Below are 22,556 nucleotides of genomic sequence, written 5' to 3' on the forward strand. Positions count from 1 at the left end.
CCGACTGTTGACAAGATCACGGGGCCTGGGTACCGTGCCGTGAAATCGATTTCATAGATCACTCCGCGGGTACGTGATACCCCCCCTCCCCCCGCAGCACCAGCACACGCGTGGCGTGTGACAGAGGAGTACACGATGAAGTTGTTCACGGGTCTGGCATCGCCACGAGCGGGCGTGACACGACGCGGCCTGCGGGCCATGGGCGTCGCGACCGTCGCCGTGCTTGCACTGAGCGCATGCAGCGCCGGAGGCGGAGGTGACTCGTCCGGCAACAGCGCCAGCGGCGAACTGACCTTCTCGAACTGGCAGTTCCTCGAGGACGGCAAGGGACCGATCCTCTGGGACGCGGTGAAGGACTACACCGGTCCCGACGGGGACGTCTCGCTGACGAAGATCGAGATCCCGTTCGCGAACTACGCCGACAAGCTCAGCACCGAGCTGGGCGCGGGCGGGGGCCCGGACGTGATGGTGCTGCAGGACAGCCAGTTCGCGTCGCTCGTCGACGCCGGGGTGCTCGAGCCGCTCGATGACATCGCGAAGGAGTTCGGCGACTCGCTGAACGGCACCAACGAGGCGGGCTTCTTCCAGGACAAGCAGTTCGGGTTCAACTGGGAGCGACCGACCTACAACACGGTCATCTACAACAAGGACCTCTTCGCCGAGCTCGGCCTGAAGGTCCCCACGACGTTCGACGAGTTCCTCACCACCGCGAAGACCATCAAGGAGAAGCGCGGCATCGCCGGCTGGGCCGGACGCCACCAGACCGCCGAGGTAGACGGCTGGACGCTCGAAATGGCGAACTGGGTCTACGGCTTCGGCGGCGAACTGAGTGACGGCAAGGCGCTCACGATCGACGCCCCCGCGAACGTCAAGGCGGTCGAGGCCTTCCTGGAGACCTTCAAGTCCGGCGTCGCGCCGATCGGCGACGACGCGTCGACCTTCCGCGCGAAGTTCGGCCAGGGCCAGGTCGGCATGTTGTTCGAGAACTCGGGCGTCGCGACCACCCTCACGAGCAATCCCAAGAACGTGATCAACGGTCAGAACCTGGGCGCGGCGCCGCTTCCCATGGCGCACTCGGGCTCCAACTCGCAGCTGATCATTGCCGTCAATGCGGCGAGCAAGAAGAAGGAGGCTGCGAAGGAATTCGTGCGCTGGGTGCTCGGCGAGAAGGGACAGGTCGCCCTCCGTGCCGGTCTGGGTGCTTCGGCGATGGCCACTGATGTCGAGCCTGACCCCGAGTTCCTGAAGGCGAACCCGTGGGCCACTCAGTTCCTTGAGGCCGCGAAGACCTCGCGCTCGACCCTCGTCAAGGGGTTCGAGACCGAGAGCAAGGTTATCTGGCGTGAGTTCCTCACGGCTGTCGAGGACCTGCGTGTCAACGGCGGTGACGTTGCGGCGAAGCTTGCCGGCGTGCAGAAGGCGCTCAAGGCACAGCTCGGCTGATTTGCGCGGGGGTGGGCGGTTGCGCCGCCCACCCCCGCCCAACGGAAAGGACCACGATGGTCACGAACACGGCCGAGAGGGCGCAGACACCGCGGCGCAGCGCATGGCCCGTGAATCGGAGGCGCGGCGGAGGGAAGCTCTCGCTCTTCATCGAGCGTAACGGCGCATATCTCTTCCTCTTCCCGGCAATCGCGTACCTGGCGATCTTCACCGTCTTTCCGCTGATCCGCGGAGTCTTGCTGTCGTTCACCGCGACCAAGCTGGTAAATCCCTCCGGCGGCCGGCCCGTCGGTCTGGATAACTACAACTACCTGCTCGCCAGCGACAGGTTCTGGGCCTCGGTCGGCACGACGCTGCTGTACACGCTCTTCACGGTCGTCTTCGCCGTCGGCATCGGCACCGCCGCAGCGCTCTTGCTGAACAAGGCGTTTCGCGGGCGCGGCCTCGTCCGCGCCATCGCCACCGTCCCGTGGGCCGTGCCCACCGTCGCGGCCGCCCTGATCTTCGTGTGGATCTACAACAATGAGCAGGGCATCCTCAACAGCACCACGATGGCGCTCGGGTTTGGCCAGCACGGTTGGCTCATCGACCCGAGATACGGACTGCTGTCGGTGACCCTCGCCACGGTGTGGAAGCTCACGCCGCTCGTCATGCTCGTCATGCTGAGTGCACTGCAGAGTGTGCCGCACGAGCTGCGCGAGGCCACGTGGGTCGACGGTGCCTCGCCCCTGCAGTCGTTTCGTGCCGTCACCCTCCCGCACATCATGCCGACGATTCGTGTCATCACGCTGCTGATGACGATCTGGTCGATCCGCCGATTCGAGATCATCTTCCTGATCACGGGCGGCGGGCCGCTGGACAAGACGAACACCCTCGTCGTCAACGTCTACCGCACCGCCTTCCAGGACCAGAATCTGGGCCGCGCGGCCGCGATCGGCGCGCTCGGTCTCGTCCTCTCATTGCTCGTGACGGTCGTCTACTTCGTCGTCGAGCAGATCCAGGAGCGTCAGGAGAGCCAGCGATGACCACCTCTCTCACCTCGACGAAGCCGCTGCGTCGGCGTGGAGTCCTCGCCCGCATGGGCAGCCTCGGTAAGGCAACCCTCATCACGCTGTTGGTCGTCTTCACCGGCTTTCCGGTCTACTGGATGCTCGGCACGTCGCTGGGGACCGAGCAGTCCCTCTACCGCGACGGCGGCCAGCCGCTGGTCCCGGAGTTCGCGAACATCGGCCAGTGGGGCGGCTTCCTCTCGGAGGTCCCGATCCTGCGCTGGCTCGGCAACTCGTTGGTGATTGCCGGGGGGACGACGGTCCTCAGTCTCGTGCTCGCGACGATGGCGGCATACGCGCTCAGCCGCTACCGCTTCCACGGGCGAGGCGTTGCCGGGTTCATCTTCTTCAGCACTCAGATGCTGCCGGAGGCACTCATCATCGTGCCGCTGTACGCGATCTTCGCGGGCGCGGGGCTGCTGAACAGCCGTTGGGGGCTCGTGCTCGCGGACACCGCATTCGTGATGCCGGTGAGCATGTTCATCATCAAGAGCGGCATCGACAAAATCCCCTACGAGATCGAGGAGTCGGCGCGGATCGACGGATGTTCGCGCCTGCGCATGCTGATCACGATCGTGCTGCCGCTGATCCGACCGAGTATCGCCGCCGCTGCCGTCATCGCGTTCTTCGACGGCTGGAACGAGTTCATGTTCGCCAACACGTTCATCTCGAACTCGGAACTGTGGCCCGCCTCCGTAGGACTTACCTCGTTCCTCGGGCAGTTCTACACGCCGATGAATGTCGTCATGCTGTGCGCGCTCCTGTTCGCGCTCCCGGCGATCATCTTCTTCCTGTGGGCCCAGCGCGGCATCGTGTCCGGCCTGACAGCAGGTTCCGTCAAGGGCTGACAAGCCGCAACAGAAGGGAGTATCGACCATGTCGGAAGCGTTCGATCCGCTGTTCTCGGTGCACCACCACATCGCCGTCGTGACAGGTGGTTTCGGCCAGATCGGTGCCGAGTTCGTCAAGGCGCTGCACGCACGCGGCGCTCGCGTGGCGGTGACCTCGCGCAGCGAGGTGGTCGACCCGGCGGCGAAGCTCGGGGTCACCGTCGACGCCGATCGGCTGATGGCGGTCACGATGGACATCACCGATCAGGCCAGCGTGGAGGCGGGCTTCGATCGGATCACGCAGACGTGGGGTGTCCCCACGATCCTCGTGAACAACGCCGGTCTCGACACCCAGCCCAGCGCGCCCCCGGAGGTGTCCGGGCCGTTCGAGCAGTTCCCCGCCGAGGTGTTCCGTGAGGTCGTCGACACCAACCTCGTCGGCACCTTCCTGGTGACGCAGGCGGCCGGCCGACGCATGCGCGAGGCGGGACTCGAGGGATCGATCATCAACATCGGCTCGATCTACGGGATGGTCTCCCCGGTGCAGGACATCTACGCGTACAAGGCGGAGGACACCGGCATCCCGTTCATCAAGCCGGTGGCCTACTCCGCCGCGAAGTCGGGTCTCTACAACCTGACGCGCTACTGCGCCACCTATTGGGGCAAGGCAGGCATCCGGGTCAACACGCTCACACCATCCGGTGTACGCCGCGACACGCAGGACGCGAAGTTCCAGGCGAACTACACGGCGCGCATGCCGATCGGCAGAATGGCGGAGGCCGACGAGTACAACGGTGCCCTCATCTTCCTCGCCTCCGCTGCGTCGCGATACATGACCGGGGCGAACCTCGTCGTGGACGGGGGGTGGACCGCATGGTGACCGGCATCCTCGGCGACCGTCTGATCGTCGCCGCGCCGACGCCGATCCGGGTCGACGAGAGTCTCGATCTCGACGCGTTCTCGCTGATGCTGGACGGCGATGTCGCACGGGGAGTCGAGGGCATCTACGTCGCCGGTTCGTCCGGCGAAGGCCTCCTGCTCAGCACCGATGAGCGGATCGCGCTCACTCGGTCCGCCGTGGAGGCGGCGGGCGACCGGGTCCCGGTGTACGCGCATGTGGGTGCGATGTCGACGCGGGAGGCGATCTCGCTCGCGGAGGCCGCACGCGAGGCTGGCGCAGCGGCGATCTCGATGATCCCGCCGCTGTACTACAAGTATTCGACGGCGGAGGTCGTCGCTCACTTCCGTGCCGTCGTCGATGCGGTCGACCTGCCGTTCATCCTCTACAACATCCCGCAGTTCACCGGCCGCGACATCTCGGACGGCGGATTTGAAGGGCTCCTGGAGCTGTCCCAAGTGGTGGGGATCAAGCACACGTCGCAGAACCTCTACGGCGCGGAGCGGCTGATTCAGCGATATCCCCACCTGAGCCTCATCAACGGCTTCGACGAGCTGTATCTGCCGGCTCTCTCCATCGGCGCGAGGGGGGCGATCGGGACGACGATCGGACTGCAGATCGAGCTCTTCCGGTCGCTGAGGGCACGCCACGCTCGTGGTGACGTCGACGGGGCGCGCACCGTGCAGACCCGAATCAACGACACGGTCCAGGCGCTCGTCGCGGAGGGCGTGTTCGCGGCTGCGAAGTACCTCGCCGGCAAGCAGTCGATCCCGCTGGGCACCTGCCGACGGCCGCTCCCGGGGCTGGATGACGACGCCCGACGCCGCCTGGACATCGTGTGGGAAAGACTTCGAGAGTACGTGCACAGCACGTCGACGGAGGACTCGTCGATCTGATCGCTCGACAGGGGTGTCAGAACGCGGGCACCTATCTGATCACGATCGACATCCGTCTCGGCGCACTTCGGGCAGAAGGGCACTAATGGCCACCATCTATGAGGTCGCGAAGCTTGCCGGCGTCTCGCCGGCAACCGTCTCACGTGTCTTCAACGGAGCCGCCGTCTCGGAGGAGAAGGCACAGGCAGTTCGCGAGGCGGCTCGCCAGCTCCGGTTCATGCCCAACCGGGCCGCACGCACCCTGCGCAAGCAGAGCACGGAGGTGATCGCGCTGATCATCCCGGACATCGAGAACCCCTACTTCACCGAGATGGCACGCGGGGTGGAGGACGTCGCGCAGGAGGTCGGCTATTCGGTCGTGCTCTGCAACTCCGACGCCCGCAAGGAGAAGGAGAACTCCTACCTGCGCATCGCGATAGCCGGAAGCATGGCCGGGGTCATCATCGCGGCGGCGTCGGACCACACCGACCTCGATGACGTTATCGCCGATGGTCGCCCGGTCGTTGCGGTCGACCGCCGCTCGGGCTACGACGTGGACAGTGTGGTGATGGACAACCGGACAGCGGGCCGCATCGCGACGGATGCGCTTCTCGATGCCGGCTACCGCCGCATCGCCTGCCTGACCGGTCCCGACAACGTCGAGACCGCCGTCGAGCGCGCGAAGGGGTGGCGTGACGCGATGACCGCTCGCGCCGATGTCGATCTCACCGGGCTGCTGCATCACTCCAGCTTCCGAGTCGCAGGTGGGCGAGAGGCTATCGCTCAGCTGCTCGACAGCCCGCAGCCGCGGCCTGACGCAGTCGTCGCGGCGAACAACCTCCTCGGTGTCGGAGCGCTGCAGGTTCTCACCGAACGCCGCCTGACACCTCCCGACATCGGCGTCGCCGTCGTCGGTTCGCTACCGTTCACCACGCTCACTCCCGATGTCGTCACCGTCGTTCGGCTGCCGGCGCGGCACATGGGCGTCACAGCGGCGCGCATGCTCCTGGAACGCATCGAGGGGAACACCGACCCGGCCCACACGGTGGTGCTGCGCGGCGAACTGCAGCGCGCGCGGCTCGGGCGCAACGCGACGGAGATGGTGTCGTGACGCGCTGCACCCTCGGCGTCGACATCGGCACATCGAGCAGCAAGGGCGTCCTCGTCGACGAGCGCGGGCGGATCATCGCCTCGGCCACCATCGCGCACCACGTCCAGCGCCCACGCAGCGGATGGGTCGAGATGGACGCGCATGTCTGGTGGGCGGAGTTCGTCGAGCTCAGCCGCCGTCTCGTCGCTGAGGCGTCTGTGCACGACGTCTCCGTGGTGGGCGTGGGCGTGAGCGGCATGGGTCCGTGTGTGCTGCTCGTCGACGAGAAGGGCGAGCCGGTGCGGCCGGCCATCCTCTACGGCGTCGACACCCGCGCGACGGCTCAGATCGAACGGCTCACCCGCGAGCTCGGTGCCGACGAGATCACCCGCATCGGAGGATCCGCGCTGAGCACCCAGGCCGGCGGGCCGAAGATCGCGTGGATCGCCGACGAGGAGCCCGAGGCATACCGCCGCGCTCGGCGGCTGTTCATGCCCGCGAGCTGGCTTGCCTTTCAGCTCACCGGGTCGTACCTGCTCGACCACCAGTCGGCCAGCCAGGTCTCTCCGCTGTACGACGTCGAGTCCGAGCGTTGGCACGAACCGTGGTGGCAGCGGTACGCGCCGGGAATCGAGGCCCCGCCGTTGAGATGGGCCAACGAGATCGCCGGGACGGTGACCGCCGACGCGGCCAGCGCCACGGGCATCCCCGAGGGCACGCCCGTGATCGCCGGCACGATCGACGCCTGGACCGAGGCGGTGAGCGCAGGGGCGCACGGGCCGGGCGACCTCATGTTGATGTATGGCACGACGATGTTCCTCGTCGCCACCGGCACCACGACCTTGCGTACGCCCTCGATGTGGACGACCGTCGGCGCATTCCCGGGTACGCGCAACCTCGCCGGCGGCCTTGCGACATCGGGTGCGCTGACGGCCTGGCTGAAGCAGCTGTCGGATGCCGACTACCCCACGCTCCTCGCCGAGGCCGAGGAATCCGGTCCGGGCGCCCGCGGCCTGTTGATGCTCCCGTACTTCGCCGGTGAACGCACGCCGATCCTTGACCCGGAGGCGCGAGGCGTCATCGCGGGACTGACCGTCACCCACGGCCGGGGCGACCTGTACCGGGCCGCGCTCGAGGCGACCGCGCTGGGCGTGCGTCACAACGTGGAGACGATGCGGGCCGCCGGCGCCGACATCCGTCGCATCGTCGCAGTGGGCGGCGGAACCCAGGGACCGCTGTGGCTGCAGGTGGTGTCGGATGTGACGGGCCTCGTCCAAGAGGTGCCCCGCACCACGATCGGCGCCAGCTATGGTGCCGCATTCCTCGCCGCGGGGGCGGTCGCGCCGGACGGTGCTCCTCCCCGGATCGAAGACTGGAACCCCGTCGAGACGGTCGTCGAGCCGAACCCGGACCGCGCCGCACTCTACGACCGCCTGTTCGACCTGTACCTCGACCTCTACCGGGGCAGCAAGGACGTCGCACACGGCCTCGCCGCCCTGCAACGCACGGAAGGAACCACCCCTGCATGAGCACCTACACGATGCCCGTGAAGACCAAGCGGCCCGCCATCGCGCCGAAGACCGCCTATCTCATCGCGAGCGGCGACCTCCGCGAGTCGGCCAACCGGGCCGGCTGGCCGACGCAGGCCCAAATGGAGGCCGACGTGACGGCGGCTCTCGCGGAGCTCGGGTGGAGCGTCATCCGCGCGAACGAGGTCGACCCCGAGACGGGGCACGGGTTCATCTCAAGCCAGCGCATGGGGCTGGAGGTCTTCAAGAACATCCCGACGGATGCCCCGCTCATCGTCGCCGAGGCCGTGTGGCAGTACTCGCACCACGTGCTCGCGGGGCTCCGCACCCACGAAGGCCCAATCCTCACGGTCGCGAACTTCGCGGGGGAATGGCCGGGCCTGGTCGGTCTCCTCGGGCTCAACGCCGGCATGACCAAGATGGGCAAGGATTACGCCACGATCTGGTCGGTCGACTTCACGGATGACTGGTTCAAGCGCGGGCTCAAGGAGTGGACCGAATCCGGGCGCATCACCCACGACGACTCGCACGTGCGGCCGCTACCCGCCCTGCCCGACACGCCAGAGGTCGAACTCGGCTGCGCCCTCGGCGACCAGCTGCTCGCCGAGAAGGCCATCATCGGCGTGTTCGACGAGGGCTGCATGGGCATGTACAACGCGATCTTCGACGACGAGCTGCTCAACAAGCTTGGCATCTACAAGGAGCGCCTGTCGCAGTCGGCGCTGTACGCCGAGATGCTGACGGTGGCGGACGCCGAGGCCGACGCCGCCCGCGACTGGCTGACCGGCAACGGCATGACCTTCCGGTTCGGCACCGACGAGGCCACTGAGCTCACCGAGGCGCAGGTGCGGTGGCAGCTGAAGATGTACATCGCGGCGCTGCGTATCGCCGACGACTTCGGGCTCGATGCCGCCGGGATCCAGTACCAGCAGGGCCTCAAGGACCTCGTGCCGGCCTCCGACCTCGCCGAGGGCATCCTGAACTCGACGGAGCGCCCGCCGGTGTTCTCGCGCGACGGTTCGCGTGAGCTGTTCGCGGGCCGCGCGTTCCCGCACTTCAACGAAGCGGACGAGGGCGTCGCGGTGGACGCGCTCGTCACCGACCGGGTGTGGACGGCGATGGGCCTCGTCCCCGACAACACGCTGCACGACGTGCGTTGGGGCGAGGACCACGACGGCCAGTTCGTGTGGGTATACGAGATCTCCGGTTCGGTGCCCGGCTCACACCTGGGCGGGTGGGACAAGGCCGAGGGCTGGCGCCAGGGCCCGGTGTTCTTTCCCGCTGGCGGTTCGACCATCAACGGCGTATCGAAGCCTGGCGAGGTCGTGCTCTCGCGGGTCTTCATCGCCGACGGGATCCTGCAGGCCGACATCTTTCGGGGCAGCGTGATCGAGCTGCCCGCCGAGGAGACGCAGCGGCGCAAGGATGCCACGAACCCCGAATGGCCGATCGCGCACGTCGTGCTGCACGACATCAGCCGCGACCAGTTCATGGCTCGCCACAAGGCGAATCACGCCCAGCTCGTCTACGCCCCCGACGCCGAGACCGCCGACAAGGCGCTCGTCGCCAAGGCCGCGATGTTCGACCGCATTGGCGTCAAGGTCAACCTCGTCGGTCGCGTCGACGCGCTCTGACCCGGATCCTCGGGTAGCGGGAGCCGGGCGGATCGTCAGCGGTGAGGTATCGGCCAGCATCGGGGTGACCAACCTGATGCCGTAGTCGGCCCGGCCGGACGCCAGCAGGTCCGCCGAGGGGTAGCCGAAGCCCGAATAGTGCTCAACGGGCAGCACCCCGCGGCGGGCCAGCTCGGCGTGGATCGGCTCGGTCATCGCTGCGTCCGGCACCTGGCGCGACACTAGAAGCTACTGACCAACTTGACGAACGCGTCGTCGATCTTCGCCGGGTCGCGGGCGTCGAACGCCTTGCCCGCGGACGCTTTGGCGATCCGGTCCAGGGTCGCGAAATCGGACTGCTCGTCGAACGCGATGCAGAAAATCTTGACCGGCCGTTCCGGATCCAGCGCGACATCCTGAAGTAGCCGGGTGAGCTTGTTGTCCTTGTTGTATTCGTTCTTGCCGTCCGTTAGGACGACCACCGCGTTGATCCGGGACTGGTCATAGTGGTCGAGCATGTGACGGTGCGCCGCCCGTATGGTTGCGTACAAGGCGGTGGCGCCTTCGACGTGGAGATTGTTGATCTTTTTGGTGAGGGCCTTCTGGTCGAACGCCGACAGTCGGACCTCTTCGCTGTAGGGCGAATCCGGCCGCAGTGGCGTCTCGGAGGAGAACGACCAGAGCGCGACCTGGTCCTCGGAGTTCAACAGCCCGAAGCCTTTGGCGGCGGCCGTGGTCGCCACCTGGAACCTGCTCCGGTCGCCGATCTTGGCGTTCATGGAACCGGACGTGTCAACGGCGACGAGGATGTTCGCCTTCTTGCGCAGCATGTCCCAGCCGTTGAGGATCGCCTTGACCACGGTCGGCTCTGGCGGATCGAAGTAGGTGAGATCCGGGGCTGCCCCGCGCCCGCCGACGGCGGCGACCAGCGGGGCGGACGCGTTGCGCTCGTGGTCGCGGAACCCGAGCCGGCTGAAGCTCCGCTGTTGTGGCGGCTCCTGGAGGAACGCCAGGAAGTCGGCAGCGGCGTCCCGCTGCTCCTGACTGGCCGAGGGAAGGACCACGTACGGGTGGTCGAGGTTGAACGTTCCCTCCTTCGGATACACCGCGACCAGCGGGACCTTGGGCTTCTCGCCCCGGGACGGGCTCAGCTCTCCCTCGTTGTACTGGTAGACCAATTCCTCCTGCGTCACGATCGCGCTCAGGTCGGTCGGGGCCTGCGTGCCGGCGCCGGACAGATCCGCCTCGGCGAGGTTTTTCAGCAGGTCCACCACGTCGTCGCTGTAGTGCGACACGTTGGCCTCGATGCGGCGGACGAACTGGGTCACCCTCGGATTCGCCAGGTCGCTCTCGGTGAGGTCGCTGGCCCGGTTGATGGCCGCGTAGTACGTCGCGATGATGGCGGCCAGCCCGGAGGTGGACAGGTTCGGGTTGACCTTGCCGAACGCGAACCGCCCCCACTCGGGGCGACCGAAGGTGGCCCACCCCGTCCGCCCGGACAAGCCCAGGATCTCGCCCCAGCCGAGCGGGCCCTGCTGTTGAAGCAGCTCTCCCTTCGGCTGCGGCATGGCGATGACCAGCGGGCTGTTCGCGACCGACGGGTACGGGCCGGAGGTCTGCGCTGGGCGCCCGGCGGCCTCGTCCAGCAACCTCAACTGCCCGGTCCACAGCGTCGACGTCGGCATCCACACCTGCGGTCGTGGGAGACTGGGCTGCTTGACGGCCCAATCGCCGGCCAGCGCGTCCGTCGCCGCCCCCGAGGTGAGGCCGTGCACGGTCACGGCGGCGCAGCGACCACCAAAGCGCCGATCACTCTTGTTGTATCGCTCGGCCAACTCACCAAGCAGTACGTCCTTCTCAACCGACGAGCTGACCTCCAGCGGCGTGCACCCGACCTCCGTCGCCGGCCGGACAATCAGGTAGGCCGCCGCGACGACCGCGACTCCGGCCACGATGGCTGCGGCGTACGGCAACCACGGCCGGGCAGTCGATCGACCTGAAACCATCTGTCCTCCAGGGTGTCGGCTGACGGCGCTGGCATCAGCCATAGTGCAGCAGGCCCGTCGGCAGTCAGAAGCTGCTGACCAGCTTCACAAACGCCTCGTCGATCCTCGCGGGATCGGTGGCGTCGAACGCCTTGCCTGAAGACGCCTTGGCAATCCGGTCCAGGGTGGCGAAGTCCGATTCCCGGTCGAAGGCGATGCAGAACACCTTGACCGGGCGCTGGGGGTCCAGCTCGACGTCGGCGAGCAACCGGGCCAGGTCGGTGTCTCGGCTGTACTCGTTCTTGCCGTCGGTCAGCACGACCACCGCGTTGATCCGTTGCGGGTCGTACCGGTCGAGCACGTAATGATGGGCGGCCCGGACCGTCGCATAGAGCGCGGTACCTCCTCCGGCGTGCAAGGCGGCGATCCGACTGTTGATCCGCTTCTGGTCGAAGTCGCCGAGCCGGACCTCCTCGCGGTACGGGCCGTTGGGCCGCTGCGGGGTCTCCGAGGAGAACGACCAGAGCCCGACCCGGTCCTCCGCGTTGAGCAGCGCGAGCCCCTTGCCCGCCGCCGCGGCGGCAACCTGCAGACGGGTACGGTTGCCAACCGCCGCTTCCATCGAACCCGAGGTGTCCAGCGCGATCAGGATGTTGGCCTTCTTGCGAAGCGTGCCCCACCCGCGGAGCATCGCCTCGACCACCTGCGGGTCCGGCGGCTCGAAGTAGGTCAGCCCGCCGGTGGGCTCGGCGCCGACGCTGGCAAGCATCTGCGCGGAGGCCCGGCGCTCGTGGTTCCGGAACCCGAGGCGGGCAAAGCTCTCCTGCTGCACATCTTCGGTCAGGAATGCCAGGAAGTCGACCGCCGCCGCACGCTGCCGCTCATCGGCGGACGGAAGCACCACGAACGGGTGATCCAGGTTGAACGTACCCTCCTTCGGATGGACGGCGACCAGCGGCACGTTCGGCCGCCGGCCCTGCTCCTGGCCGTCCTGCCGCGGGCTCAACCTGCCCTCGTTGTAGAGGTGAACCAGTTCCTCCTGCATGACGATGGCGCTCATGTCGTCCCGGCTGCTGCCCCTACCGGCCAGGTCGGCTTCGGCGAGGTCTCGGAGCAGGTCCACCACATCGTCGCTGTAATGCGACACGTTGGCCTCGATCCGCCGGACGAACTGAGTCACCGCCGGGTTGGCCAGGTCGGACCGCGTCAGGTCGCTGGACCGGTTAACAGCCGCGTAGTAGGTGGCGATGGTCGCCGCCAGCCCGGAGGTAGACAGGTTCGGATTGTCCTTGCCGAAGGTGAAGCGGCCCCACTCCGGCTTGCCGAAGTCCGCCCAGCCCGCCCGCCCGGAGAGGCCCAGGATCTCCCCCCACCCCAGCGGCCCGCGCTGGCGCACCAGGTCACCCTTGGGCTGCGGCATCGCGATCACCAACGGGCTGTTGGCGATCGACGGATAGCGGTCCGGAGTCTGCGGCACCCGCCCCGCGGCCTGGTCCAGCCGCCGAAGCTGACCGGTCCACAGGCTCGACGTCGGCAACCAGACCTGTGGCTTCGGCAGGCCGGTACCGCTCCAGCCGGCGGCCAGCTCCTCGGTGGCCTTGCCCGAAGTCAGCGCGCTGACGTGCACCCGGGCGCAGCCGCCACCGTCGAGCGACCTGTCGCTGCCGTTGTACCGCTCGGCCAACTCGACCAGCAGCGCCGCCTTCTCCGTCGAGGAATTGACCTCCAGGCTGATGGTGCAGTCGGCGCGGGGCCGGCCGGTGCCCGCGTCCCGCTGCCGCACCAACGCGAACGCCCCGGCGATGACCAGCAGCCCGGCGATGACGGCGGCGGTGTATGGCAACCACTGTCGCGTACGCGTTGGGGCTGGGGCCATGGGGGCATCCTCCTTGGCGGTCAACGGATGGCAGTGAACCTACCGATTCAGCCCATCGACTCTGCACGGACCCGCGCACCGTGGTCACGGACGGTCCGGCCCGCCGGCGAGTGCTGCCGCGACCAGCAGCCGAACCACGTAGACCACAACGAAAGTGGCCGCGCCGGCCGCCACGGCCGCGCCCACCTCGGTCGACGCGACGTAGCCGGCAGCAGCGCCGACAAAGCCGAGGAAGATCGCGATCGAAATGCCCCAGGCGTCGACGGACTCGCGGCGCAGGCGCCGCCCCCAACCACCATCGACGCCAGCGGAGTCACCGGTTGCCGGCACCGGAGAGCGACCCTGCGCCACCGGTTGGACCTGGGTAGGTGCCGGCCAGTTCTGCGGCAACGTCGGCGCGGGACGGGGCAGCGGCAGCGGCTGGTTCGGCGTCGGCGTGCCGGCGGTCTCGTTACCCACCACGAGCACGGTCTCCCGGTGAAGCGGGCCGGTGACCCTGGCGTCCTGCCCGAGCAGTCGCATCAGCACGTGCTCGGCCTCCGGCCGATCCGCCGGCTCCTTGGCCAGGCACTGCCGGATCAACTCGCCGAGCCCCGGAGGCAGCGGGGGCAGATCGGGCGGCTCGTTCAGCACCCGGTGCATCACGGCATAGAGCGAGTCGTTACCGAACGGTGGCCGACCACCGGCGGCGAAGGCGACGGTGGCGGCCCAGGCGAAGACGTCGCAGGGTGGGCCGACCGAATCGTTGCGGAACCGCTCCGGCGCCATGTACGCAGTGGTCCCCATCACCCGGCTGGTCACCGTCTCCGTGACGCCCAACGCACGGGCGATGCCGAAGTCGATCACCCGCGGGCCGTCGTGGCCGAGCACCACATTGTCCGGCTTCAGGTCGCAGTGAACGACATCGGAGCGATGGATCGCCGCGAGCGCCGTGGCGGTGCCGACGGCGAGCCGGTGCAACGCGTTGCCGGCGACCGGGCCGTGCTCGCGGACGTGCCGGTGCAAGGTCGGGCCCTCGATAAACTCGCTGACCACGTAAGGCTGTTCACCGTCCACCTCGGCGAAGAGCACCTGCGCGGTGCAGAAGGGGGCAACGCGCCTCGCCGCCGCGATCTCCTTCATGAACTGCGACCGCGCTCGGGGGTCACTCAGGTCGATGTTAATCATCTTGACCGCGACCCTGTCACCCTGGCCGTCCTCGCCGAGGTACACCACTCCCTGGCCGCCCGCGCCCAGCCGGCCGACCAGTCGGTAGGGGCCGGCGGTAATCGGATCGTGCGTAAACAGTGGTGTCAGCCCCGGCACCGGCGCGCCGGCCAGTCCTGTCATCCCGACTCCATCAGCGTCGTGTCCCGGCCCACCGGGCGGCGGAGGACACCGATCATGGTGCCATGCCCCCACGGCCCGGACGAGGGTCTCCGGCCGGCCAAGCAGCCGGCCGTCGACCGGTGACCGGTCGACCGTGGCAAGGGCGGCGCGAAACGCTCCACCGGCGTGGACGGCAACGGGATCCCGCTCGGGTTGACCAGCACGGCAACCAACCGCGCTGACGAGACAGGAGGGTGGCAGCGGCGCCCTGCGGGGGCTTACGAAGCCCTGCGGCCTCGTCCTGGCCGACAGGGTCCCTGGCCCTGTCGGCCGGCACTCCCGGCGCTCACGTTGTCGAGCAGGCGACGCCGTTCAATCGGAAGCCGGTTGGTGCCGGACTCGCCGATCCATTGCCGGTGTATGCCGGGCTCCACGTCGCGCCCGGCGCGAGGTTTTGCGCCCAGTCCGGCGCTTTCACGGTGAAGGTCGGCGCGCTGAAGGCCCAGGTACCGTTCCAGCCGTTGGCCAGCGACACGCCGTTAGGGGCGGTGAAGGTCAACGTCCAGTTGGTGAACGTCGTGGTGCCGGTGTTCGTCAGTGTCACGGTCGCGTTGAAGCCACCGGACCACGAGTTGTCCACGCGGTAAGTCGCCCGGCAGGACGTCCCCGCCGGATTGCTCGGGCTCGGGCTCACGCTGGGCGACGCGGACGGTGACAGCGACGGTGACTGCGACGGCTGCGGAGACTGCGAGGGCGGCGTACCGGTGGATTTGGCAGCCATGTTGGCCGAGTGCTGACGGAAGACCGCGAGTTGCGGCGCGCCGAAGGCGGTGTCGAATCCGCCGCCGCCGCTGCCGTCCTTGTACCACCAGAACCCGCTGCCGTCGCCGCCGGCCGCCTCGAAGTCGCCGTATATTTGCGTCCACCAGTTGGTCCAGTCTTGGTGGACGTTCCACTCGCCCATGTAGAACGGCTTGCCCACCACGTTGTGCGAGTCGTTGATCCAGGCTCGAATCAGCGCCTTGGTCTTGGGGATGTCCAGGCCCGCCCAGCCCTCGTCGGGATACGGGTGCGCCGAGGTGAAGTCGATATACGGAGACTGATGAATGTAGACGAACGGGTTGCCCTCATTGCCGCCGAAGCCGTACTTCGATTCGTGACCTTCCAAACCGGTGCCAAGCATGTGATTGCGGTCGATGTTCTTGACGTACGCGCCCATCTCGTCGACCCACGCGCGCAGGGTAGCCCCGCTGACATTCTCCGCAGGGCTGACGTCTTGATAACGCGGCTCGTTCATCAACTCCCAGGCGAAAATGGTCGGCTCGTCCTTGTATTTCACGCCGCTGTAGTGGTTTGTGCGGTTGAGGGCGTAGTTCACGTAGTTCTTGTACTGGGTGAAGCAGCCAGGGCACAGCTGTTTGTTGAAGAACTTGGCGCGGCCGGGATGTCCACCCGACAGGCCCTCCCAGGACAGCCGCGTGTCGATCCCGCCATACGCCTCCCAGTAGTTCTCGAAGACCGGGATGAGCATGACGTTGTGCGCCTTGGCGGACTGGATCACGTAGTCGAACAGGGCGAACTGCTGGTCGTTGTAGACGCCCTTGCTCGGTTCGAAACCGTGCCAGCTCTCATGGCTGAACATCCACAACCGCAGCACGGTCACCTTGTCGGCCTGCAGGTGGGCGAAGTGGGCGTCGATCCGGCCCTTGTCCATGTAGGTCGTCTCGGTATCGCCCCAGCTGCCGCCATACGTGAAAACGTCATAGGTGTTGGCGCCGGCGAAGTAGAAGTTCTGTCCGTTGAAGCAGAAGCGGATGCCGCAGCGCTGGGCGAAGGACACCGCCGCGCCGGCGCGATTGATCATTACCAGACTGGACAGCACCACCGCCACCACCACGGCAAGGGTGAGCATGGTAGCGCGCAGGCGCTGATTCGAAGCTAGATAGGCCTTCATAGCTGCCTGCCAATGTCCGTGGAGAAACGGGGAGTGAACTGGTTAAGGCCGGACGCTACGGGAGCGCTCCCATCGCGTCAAGTCGATGTCTCAGACCGGGCCCGGGCAGGATCCGCCGTCGCGACGCTCAACGGCCGGAAAGTCTGACCAATCTACGCTGCTGTCCCCGCCGCGCAACCACGATCGTGCAGGCCATCCCCGTCGTGCGCCGCGCCGAGACCAGCTCCAACTCAGGTCGAAATGGGCCCAGTGATCGTGAAGACACGATCAACGGGGTCCACGACGGCGGCCAGCACCGCGCCGGGCACGAGGGCCGGGTCGTCGGCGCGGATCGTGTCTGCCTCGAACGTGGCGAACCCGGGTCCGCTGATACGCAGGTGGAGTTCCAGCCCAGGATCTTCCCCGCCCAGGTGATTCGCCACCCGGAGAATCTCCGCCGTCGCGGCGACACCAGCGGCCGATAGCCGACGCGCGTCGCGGCGCGAGCGGGCGACCAGCCGCCAGCCGAAGACGCCGAAACCGCCACCGACGATCGTCGTCAGTACGCCACCGGCGAGCAGGCCCCAGAAGTCCGTGGGCGACCGCAGCGGGTCTGTCGTCATCGCAACGGCGAGCAGAACCGGCCCGGGCAGGCAGATGGCCAGGAACGTCAGCCGGCTAAGTAGCGCGCCGATCGGACCGACGCGCGCTTCCGCTTCCCGGGCGACACTCATCACCCCTCGCACCCTACGGTCCTGGCAGATACGGCGTAGCACGGACGCGGCCACGCTCACTCCGCGTAGTCGCGGTGCCATGCTCCGGACTCTCCCCTGCGCCGCTGCCCCTACTGGCCCCGACTGCCGAGCACACAGCGCGTTCGGCTGCATGAACTGGTCGCGCGCCAACCGGACTGTCCGTCTTCAATGTTTTCGTTGTCGACACCTGGGTTTATCCGGGAGGTGACGAGGAACATTCCGCGCTGGGACCAGGACTCGCTGCTCCGCAAGGGCACGGCGGAGCAGGCAACCTTCGTTGAACTGTTCTTCGACCTGGCAATGGTGTTCATCCTCAGCCGGCTGGTCGGACAGGCGTTCGATGTGTTGGCCGAGGCGCACGGCCCGTCGGGCTGGGTGGTGCTGGGGCAGAGCCTGCTGCTGTTCCTGCCACTGATGCGGGTATGGACATTGACCACGTACATCACCGCCCAGCTCGATCCGCGCCGACCCGCGGTGCAGGGCTGCGTCATCGCCAGTGTGTTCGGTGTGCTGGTCTTCGGCGTCAGCGTGTCGGGGGCCTTCGACGGGCGTGCCATCGCATTCGCGGGCACCTACATCATCATGCAGGCCGGCCGAACCCTGGTGATCAGTCTCCTCGCCACGGCGCCCGGGGTGCGTACCGCGTTTCTACGGGCCTTCTGCTGGTACGCGGTCGTCTCGTTCCCGTGGCTGATCGGCGCGTTGTGCCACGGGACCGTCCGCTCGGTGCTGTGGGCCTTGGCGGTAGTCGTCGAGTACGTCGCGAATGCCCGCGGCTGGCCCGTGCCCGGGCTCGGCGCTGGCCTGGCGAACCTATGGGCGACGACTGCCCGATATCTCGCCGAGCGCTACCAACAACTGCTGATGATCTCTTTCGGTGAGCCGCTGCTGTCCGTGGGCGTCGCCTTCACCCAGGTGCCGGCCAGCCCGTACCGGATCACCTCACTGGTCCTCGCGTTCCTGACCACCGTGCTGCTGTGGCGCCTGTACTTTCACGTCGCCGGTCAACTGGTCGACGACGCGGTCTTGGCCGCCAGACACCCGGCCCGCGCCGGGCGCCTCGCCGGCGTTGCTCACCTGGTCATGATCTTCGGGGTCATCACCACCAGCGTGGGACACGACCTGGTCGAGAAGCACCCCGGCTTGCACACCCCCCTCACCTGGTCATCCGTCATCCTCGCCGGGCCTGCCATCTTCCTCGTCGGCCGCTCCGTGCTGGAGTACGTCGTCTTCGCGCGCGTCTCCCTGCCCCGCCCTGCCGGCATCGCCGCCCTCGTGGCCCTGATCGCCCCGCTGACCCTCGTCCCACCACTGGCAGTCTCCGGCGCCGCCGCCATCGTTCTGCTTCTTGTCGCCGCCGCCGACATCAGACGCTCGCACCGCCACCCCGACGAACAACCGACCCCGCCCTGACAACGTGCCGGACCACCCGGGTAGCGGTCGTGGATCTCTTCATAGTGACGCCTCTAGCTGCTAGAATACGCGTGTATTACGCTAATGTGGTGCCGTATGAGTGGGAAGAGTGGGCATTGCAGGCCCTGGCCGGCATTCAGCCGTACGAGGTCCGCCAGGTCCTGGAGGCCAGGCAGCGGTGGCCGCGTCCCGGCGCTGACGCCGCCGGATTGCGGGTACTGACCGTCTGGGCGCGCACCCGCGACGGCCGGCCCCTGATCGTGGCCGTGCACCACATCGACGGCTTCACGTGGAAAATCATCGGCGCACGAGACATGACCGACACCGAACGTGCCGACTTCAGCCAATGGGAGCAGACGCGATGAGCGACAACCAGCACCTGCCGCGCACCCCTGAGGAGGCGGCCGCGCTGATGAACCACCTCACCTTCGACCCGGCGCCGGCGACATCTGAGCAAGAGGCCGAACTGCTCGCCTCCCTCCCACCAGAAGGCGCCGAGGTCATGGTCGTGCGGTCGCTGCGCATGCCAACCGACCTCGATGACGCCGTCACCACGGCCGCCAAGGACGCCGGCATCACCAAAACCGCCTGGATCCGCCAGGCCATCGAGATCGCGCTGACCATGCAGTCCGACGACGACCAGCCCATCTCCCGCGCAGACGCCCTGCGCGCCCTGACCCTGCTACGCCCCGTACGCCGCGCCGCGTAACCAGGAAGACCACCGCCGGCAGGAGAAGGCAAGACGCACGAACCAACCAGCACGACTTACGTCGGTCCGCATGGACCCAGACGGCCGCACGAGAGCCCTCGCGAGCGCAGCGCGACCCTGTCCGCCAGTGTGAGTTGAGGCCAGCGGCTCGCAGGAAGCCCCGCTGACAGGGCAAGATCAGGATCGATTGACGTTGGTTGTGCTCGTCGTTGAGTTGGACCGGCACCTGCACGACCGCACCGCCGGCATGATCGGCATGCCTCTCGCACCTGACCTGCGGAGCTGCCGTCGACGCGATCCTCACCGGCACCGAAGCGATCACCAGGACCGTCCTCGACCGTGTCGAACTCGACCACGCCGCCGACAGCCAACACACCATCCAAGGCCGCCGTCGATGACAGCACCTCGGGCGCGCTGAGCTCGCACGGCGGTGGAAGACATCGTCACCAACTCCGGCCGAGCAGGCACGAACAACGTCGTCACGCCCAGCACCTCGTTCATCGCAGCGAGTTCGTACTCGCGCCAGCAATCGGTCGCGTTCCTGACCCCGCGGATGATCACACCGCACCCGTACCGCCGGCAGTAATCCACGGTCAACCCACGCCAGGCGGCCACCGCGACGTTCTCCCAGCCCACCGGAAGCAAGCCCCGGATCTCCCTCGCCCGCGCAACAGTCGGCTGGGACGGCCGCTTGTCGTCGTTGACGGCAACCAGGACCGTGACCTGATCAAACATGCGGCGCGAGCGGTCAACAACATCAAATTGACATCCTCCCGGCCCTGAAAGGGCCGGGATTCTCACGGTCGCCCGTGGGGTTTCCTGTTTCATCGCCGACTGCCTTTCCGGGAGGACTTCTTCCCTTGAGGTCTTACACCAGCTCCGCAGGCGTTTTACCTCTCCGCCAGCCCGGCGGCGAGGATGTTTCTAGCGGCGTTGATGTCCCGGTCGTGTTCGGTCTGGCAGCCGGGGCAGGTCCAGGTGCGGTCGTTGAGGGCGAGCGTGGTGTTGATGCGTCCGCACGTCGAGCAGGTCTTGGACGACGGGTACCACCGGTCGACGGGGATCACCTCACGCCCGTACCAGCCGGCCTTGTACTCCAGCATGCTGCGGAACTGGCCCCAGCTCGCGTCGGAGATGACGCGGGCCAGGCGACGGTTGCGCAGCATGTTACGCACGCTGAGGTCTTCGATCACGACCGTTTGGATCTCACGGACGAGTCGAGTGGTCAGCTTGTGCAGATGGTCCCGCCGCCGGTCGGCGATCCGGGCCTGAATCCGCGCCACCCTGAGCCGGGCCTTCGCCCGGTTCGCGGAGTCCTTCTGTTTGCGGGCCAGGTCCCGCTGGGCTTTGGCCAGCTTCCGCCGGTCGGCCTGCCCAAAGCGCGGGTTGGCCACCTTGCCCTGCTCGTCGCTCATCCCGGGGATCGGGTGGGTCAGGGTGAGCAGGCTGGTGATGCCGGCGTCTACCCCGACCTCCGCCGTGACCGGCGGGAGCGGCTTCACGGTCGGGTCTTCCACCAGGATGGAGACGAACCAGCGGCCGGCAGGGTCCCGGGACACGGTGACCGTGGAGGGTTCCGCCCCTTCGGGCAGGGGCCTCGACCACACGATGTCCAGCGGGGTGTTCATCTTGGCCAGGGTGAGCTGCCCGTCACGCCAGCGGAACGCGGAGCGGGTGAATTCGGCCGACGCCCGCGACTTGCGCTTGGACTTGAACCTCGGATACCGGGACCGCTTGTCCCAGAACGCCACGTACGCAGCCTGCAAGTGCCGCAGCGTCTGCTGCAACGGAACCGACGACACCTCGTTCAGAAACGCCAACTCATCCGTGCGCTTCCACTCGGTCAGCCACCCCGAGGACTGCACATACGTGCTGCGCTGACGATCAACCACCCACGCCCGGGTACGGGCCTCCAACGCCCGGTTGTACACCTTGCGCACGCAACCGAAGGTGCGGTTCAGCAGCTCAGCCTGTTCAGGGGACGGGTAGAAGCGGTACTTGTACGCCCGCTTCACCACCTCACCCACGCCTCACAATCTAGCAACCGTCCATGTAAGACGATCAGCGAGGGGAGGGAGCGGCGTTTCCTCCCGGCCCTAAACGGCCGGGTTTCCACGCCGCAGTTCTGATAAACCGCTCGGGCCGACCCGAGACCGCCATCAGACGCATGAGGCACCGAGCCAGCGTATGCCAGCGCCGAGCCCGGGCGCGTCTCACGCCGAAACCCGGATTAGTCCAACTTCAATGACACAGAGCGCCGTGCGCCGAACCCCGCCGTCCCGCGCGTCACTCGTCTTTGTCAGTGGATCTGATCCGCTGAGCTCAGGGCACTCCCGTTCGGACCAATGTCCTTGGCAAAGGACAGTTGACCAGCAGGATCCGCCGTCGCCGGAGCGGCACGACCCGCCGACCGGCACCTTCTTACGGTCCCGGTGTCATATTCAGTTCATTCTGCGCGGTGCCCTCACCGGCGCAGCACGGCTGCGTCGGCGCCGCCGCCGCGGCTCACAGGGAGCGCCAGTGCGTCACCACACGGTTGTCCTCGCCCACAAGATGCCAGGCCAGGGTGGGCGCGACCGCCGTGTTCGGCGACGGCATGTCCTCTTCGTCGAGGCACACCGTCGAGGTGATCCCGCCGCCGATCAGCAGCGGCAGCCCGGCGAAGGTGGTCGCGCACATGGTGTGCGCGTGGCCGACGAGCACCGCGACCACGTTGCCGTGCCTGCGGAGCACGGCCTCAAGCTCGGCTGCGTTGGTGAGCTTGACGTTGTCGGCCGGCCGCACGTGGATGTCGACCGGCGGGTGGTGCAGGCACACGAAGCTGGGCCGACCGTCGTCGAGGTGGCGGTCGAGCCAGTCGAGGGTCTGCGGGGACAGCGTCCCGTAGTCGACGCGACCGCCAGGCGGCGCCGGGACCAGAGAGTCGAGCATGAGGAACCGGTATCCGCCGACGTCGATGGCCGTGTCGACAGGCCCTTCGTGGCCAGGCGCGAACGCCGCCGCGAAATGTTCGCGCACATCGTGATTCCCGGTCCCGACGACCACGGGAATGGCCATTGGCGCGAGAATTTTCCGGGCCAGCTCATATTCCTCGGGCATCCCGTGATCGGCGACGTCACCGGTGAGAATGACCACGTCGGGCGCCGGGCGAACGGCGACCAAATGACTTACCACCTGCCGGAAACGATCCGCCGCGTCCGGCCGTAGGCCGACATGAGGGTCACTCAGATGAGCTATCAGCACCCGGCGA

The 22,556-nt window shown here is 67.4% G+C and carries 19 protein-coding genes and 1 pseudogene; 12 read left to right on the plus strand and 8 right to left on the minus strand.

The features are described from left to right. Positions 1 to 135 precede the first annotated feature (135 nt). The 8 genes from AB0C02_RS13875 (at position 136) to AB0C02_RS13910 (ending at position 9,348) form a co-directional block, all read left to right on the plus strand. A complete protein-coding gene (locus tag AB0C02_RS13875) occupies positions 136 to 1,443 on the plus strand; it encodes an extracellular solute-binding protein (RefSeq protein ID WP_357547871.1) in 1,308 nt (435 codons plus the stop codon). 56 nt (positions 1,444 to 1,499) lie between these two features. Beyond that, positions 1,500 to 2,468: a sugar ABC transporter permease gene (locus AB0C02_RS13880; protein ID WP_357547874.1), complete on the plus strand. Its 969-nt coding sequence runs from the start codon at positions 1,500 to 1,502 to the stop codon at positions 2,466 to 2,468. Continuing rightward, positions 2,465 to 3,340, plus strand: coding sequence for a carbohydrate ABC transporter permease (locus tag AB0C02_RS13885; protein WP_357547875.1), 876 nt, complete (start codon positions 2,465 to 2,467; stop codon positions 3,338 to 3,340). The genes AB0C02_RS13880 and AB0C02_RS13885 overlap by 4 nt, the downstream gene beginning before the upstream one ends. 28 nt (positions 3,341 to 3,368) lie before the next feature. Further along, positions 3,369 to 4,202, plus strand: a complete 834-nt coding sequence (locus tag AB0C02_RS13890; protein WP_357547878.1) for an SDR family oxidoreductase — start codon at positions 3,369 to 3,371, stop codon at positions 4,200 to 4,202. Continuing rightward, positions 4,196 to 5,116: a dihydrodipicolinate synthase family protein gene (locus tag AB0C02_RS13895; protein WP_357547879.1), complete on the plus strand. Its 921-nt coding sequence runs from the start codon at positions 4,196 to 4,198 to the stop codon at positions 5,114 to 5,116. The genes AB0C02_RS13890 and AB0C02_RS13895 overlap by 7 nt, the downstream gene beginning before the upstream one ends. Before the next feature lie 85 nt (positions 5,117 to 5,201). Then, positions 5,202 to 6,206: a LacI family DNA-binding transcriptional regulator gene (locus tag AB0C02_RS13900; RefSeq protein WP_357547882.1), complete on the plus strand. Its 1,005-nt coding sequence runs from the start codon at positions 5,202 to 5,204 to the stop codon at positions 6,204 to 6,206. Beyond that, positions 6,203 to 7,714, plus strand: a complete 1,512-nt coding sequence (locus tag AB0C02_RS13905; protein ID WP_357547885.1) for an FGGY family carbohydrate kinase — start codon at positions 6,203 to 6,205, stop codon at positions 7,712 to 7,714. The genes AB0C02_RS13900 and AB0C02_RS13905 overlap by 4 nt, the downstream gene beginning before the upstream one ends. Further along, entirely contained in the window at positions 7,711 to 9,348 is a 1,638-nt protein-coding gene (locus AB0C02_RS13910; protein WP_357547886.1) for a fucose isomerase, read from the plus strand. The genes AB0C02_RS13905 and AB0C02_RS13910 overlap by 4 nt, the downstream gene beginning before the upstream one ends. A gap of 221 nt (positions 9,349 to 9,569) precedes the next feature. Here AB0C02_RS13910 and AB0C02_RS13915 read toward each other — a convergent pair whose 3' ends face one another. The 3 genes from AB0C02_RS13915 to AB0C02_RS13925 all read right to left on the minus strand — a co-directional run bounded on the left by AB0C02_RS13915 (position 9,570) and on the right by AB0C02_RS13925 (position 14,517). Beyond that, positions 9,570 to 11,333 (minus strand): extracellular solute-binding protein, encoded by a 1,764-nt coding sequence (locus tag AB0C02_RS13915; RefSeq protein ID WP_357547888.1) that lies wholly within the window; start codon positions 11,331 to 11,333, stop codon positions 9,570 to 9,572. A 64-nt stretch (positions 11,334 to 11,397) separates the two neighbouring features. Further along, complete coding sequence (locus AB0C02_RS13920; RefSeq protein WP_357547889.1) at positions 11,398 to 13,188, minus strand: substrate-binding and VWA domain-containing protein; 1,791 nt, start codon at positions 13,186 to 13,188, stop codon at positions 11,398 to 11,400. 84 nt (positions 13,189 to 13,272) lie between these two features. Beyond that, entirely contained in the window at positions 13,273 to 14,517 is a 1,245-nt protein-coding gene (locus AB0C02_RS13925; RefSeq protein ID WP_357547890.1) for a serine/threonine-protein kinase, read from the minus strand. 95 nt (positions 14,518 to 14,612) lie between these two features. Here AB0C02_RS13925 and AB0C02_RS13930 point away from each other — a divergent pair. Beyond that, a pseudogene (locus tag AB0C02_RS13930) lies at positions 14,613 to 14,718 on the plus strand (IS5/IS1182 family transposase); the annotation flags it as partial. A 124-nt stretch (positions 14,719 to 14,842) separates the two neighbouring features. Here AB0C02_RS13930 and AB0C02_RS13935 read toward each other — a convergent pair. Further along, the gene (locus AB0C02_RS13935; protein WP_357547891.1) at positions 14,843 to 16,450 is read right to left on the minus strand and encodes a cellulose binding domain-containing protein; all 1,608 of its coding nucleotides are present in this window, start codon (positions 16,448 to 16,450) and stop codon (positions 14,843 to 14,845) included. A gap of 230 nt (positions 16,451 to 16,680) precedes the next feature. Continuing rightward, entirely contained in the window at positions 16,681 to 17,163 is a 483-nt protein-coding gene (locus AB0C02_RS13940; RefSeq protein WP_357547892.1) for a hypothetical protein, read from the minus strand. Between the two features lie 225 nt (positions 17,164 to 17,388). On the opposite strand from AB0C02_RS13940, the gene AB0C02_RS13945 reads away from it, so the two are divergent. The 3 genes from AB0C02_RS13945 (at position 17,389) to AB0C02_RS13955 (ending at position 19,306) form a co-directional block, all read left to right on the plus strand. Beyond that, a complete protein-coding gene (locus tag AB0C02_RS13945) occupies positions 17,389 to 18,597 on the plus strand; it encodes a low temperature requirement protein A (protein WP_357547893.1) in 1,209 nt (402 codons plus the stop codon). A gap of 86 nt (positions 18,598 to 18,683) precedes the next feature. After that, positions 18,684 to 18,962 (plus strand): hypothetical protein, encoded by a 279-nt coding sequence (locus AB0C02_RS13950; protein ID WP_357547894.1) that lies wholly within the window; start codon positions 18,684 to 18,686, stop codon positions 18,960 to 18,962. Then, the gene (locus AB0C02_RS13955; RefSeq protein WP_357547896.1) at positions 18,959 to 19,306 is read left to right on the plus strand and encodes a hypothetical protein; all 348 of its coding nucleotides are present in this window, start codon (positions 18,959 to 18,961) and stop codon (positions 19,304 to 19,306) included. Before AB0C02_RS13950 ends, AB0C02_RS13955 begins: the two co-directional genes overlap by 4 nt. Positions 19,307 to 19,624: 318 nt before the next feature. Here the strand turns inward: AB0C02_RS13955 and AB0C02_RS13960 are convergent, their stop codons facing one another. The 3 genes from AB0C02_RS13960 to AB0C02_RS13970 all read right to left on the minus strand — a co-directional run bounded on the left by AB0C02_RS13960 (position 19,625) and on the right by AB0C02_RS13970 (position 22,549). Continuing rightward, positions 19,625 to 20,134 (minus strand): hypothetical protein, encoded by a 510-nt coding sequence (locus AB0C02_RS13960; protein ID WP_357547898.1) that lies wholly within the window; start codon positions 20,132 to 20,134, stop codon positions 19,625 to 19,627. Positions 20,135 to 20,196: 62 nt separating this feature from the next. Then, the gene (locus AB0C02_RS13965) at positions 20,197 to 21,333 is read right to left on the minus strand and encodes an RNA-guided endonuclease TnpB family protein (protein WP_357547901.1); all 1,137 of its coding nucleotides are present in this window, start codon (positions 21,331 to 21,333) and stop codon (positions 20,197 to 20,199) included. 478 nt (positions 21,334 to 21,811) lie between these two features. Beyond that, positions 21,812 to 22,549 (minus strand): metallophosphoesterase, encoded by a 738-nt coding sequence (locus tag AB0C02_RS13970; RefSeq protein ID WP_357547902.1) that lies wholly within the window; start codon positions 22,547 to 22,549, stop codon positions 21,812 to 21,814. Between the last annotated feature and the right edge of the window lie 7 nt (positions 22,550 to 22,556).

Origin of the sequence: Micromonospora sp. NPDC048999 (genome assembly GCF_040649295.1) — a bacterium.
Taxonomy (GTDB): Bacteria; Actinomycetota; Actinomycetes; order Mycobacteriales; family Micromonosporaceae; genus Micromonospora.

What these genes read in the sequence shown, in the direction of transcription:
- AB0C02_RS13890 (WP_357547878.1), top strand. Translation starts at nt 3,369, where the DNA reads ATGTCGGAAGCGTTCGATCCGCTGTTCTCGGTGCACCACCACATCGCC.
- AB0C02_RS13960 (WP_357547898.1), bottom strand. Translation starts at nt 20,134, where the DNA reads ATGAAACAGGAAACCCCACGGGCGACCGTGAGAATCCCGGCCCTTTCA.
- AB0C02_RS13885 (WP_357547875.1), top strand. Translation starts at nt 2,465, where the DNA reads ATGACCACCTCTCTCACCTCGACGAAGCCGCTGCGTCGGCGTGGAGTC.
- AB0C02_RS13955 (WP_357547896.1), top strand. Translation starts at nt 18,959, where the DNA reads ATGAGCGACAACCAGCACCTGCCGCGCACCCCTGAGGAGGCGGCCGCG.
- AB0C02_RS13915 (WP_357547888.1), bottom strand. Translation starts at nt 11,333, where the DNA reads ATGGTTTCAGGTCGATCGACTGCCCGGCCGTGGTTGCCGTACGCCGCA.
- AB0C02_RS13940 (WP_357547892.1), bottom strand. Translation starts at nt 17,163, where the DNA reads ATGAGTGTCGCCCGGGAAGCGGAAGCGCGCGTCGGTCCGATCGGCGCG.
- AB0C02_RS13920 (WP_357547889.1), bottom strand. Translation starts at nt 13,188, where the DNA reads ATGGCCCCAGCCCCAACGCGTACGCGACAGTGGTTGCCATACACCGCC.
- AB0C02_RS13935 (WP_357547891.1), bottom strand. Translation starts at nt 16,450, where the DNA reads ATGAAGGCCTATCTAGCTTCGAATCAGCGCCTGCGCGCTACCATGCTC.
- AB0C02_RS13895 (WP_357547879.1), top strand. Translation starts at nt 4,196, where the DNA reads ATGGTGACCGGCATCCTCGGCGACCGTCTGATCGTCGCCGCGCCGACG.
- AB0C02_RS13900 (WP_357547882.1), top strand. Translation starts at nt 5,202, where the DNA reads ATGGCCACCATCTATGAGGTCGCGAAGCTTGCCGGCGTCTCGCCGGCA.
- AB0C02_RS13925 (WP_357547890.1), bottom strand. Translation starts at nt 14,517, where the DNA reads ATGACAGGACTGGCCGGCGCGCCGGTGCCGGGGCTGACACCACTGTTT.
- AB0C02_RS13910 (WP_357547886.1), top strand. Translation starts at nt 7,711, where the DNA reads ATGAGCACCTACACGATGCCCGTGAAGACCAAGCGGCCCGCCATCGCG.
- AB0C02_RS13880 (WP_357547874.1), top strand. Translation starts at nt 1,500, where the DNA reads ATGGTCACGAACACGGCCGAGAGGGCGCAGACACCGCGGCGCAGCGCA.
- AB0C02_RS13875 (WP_357547871.1), top strand. Translation starts at nt 136, where the DNA reads ATGAAGTTGTTCACGGGTCTGGCATCGCCACGAGCGGGCGTGACACGA.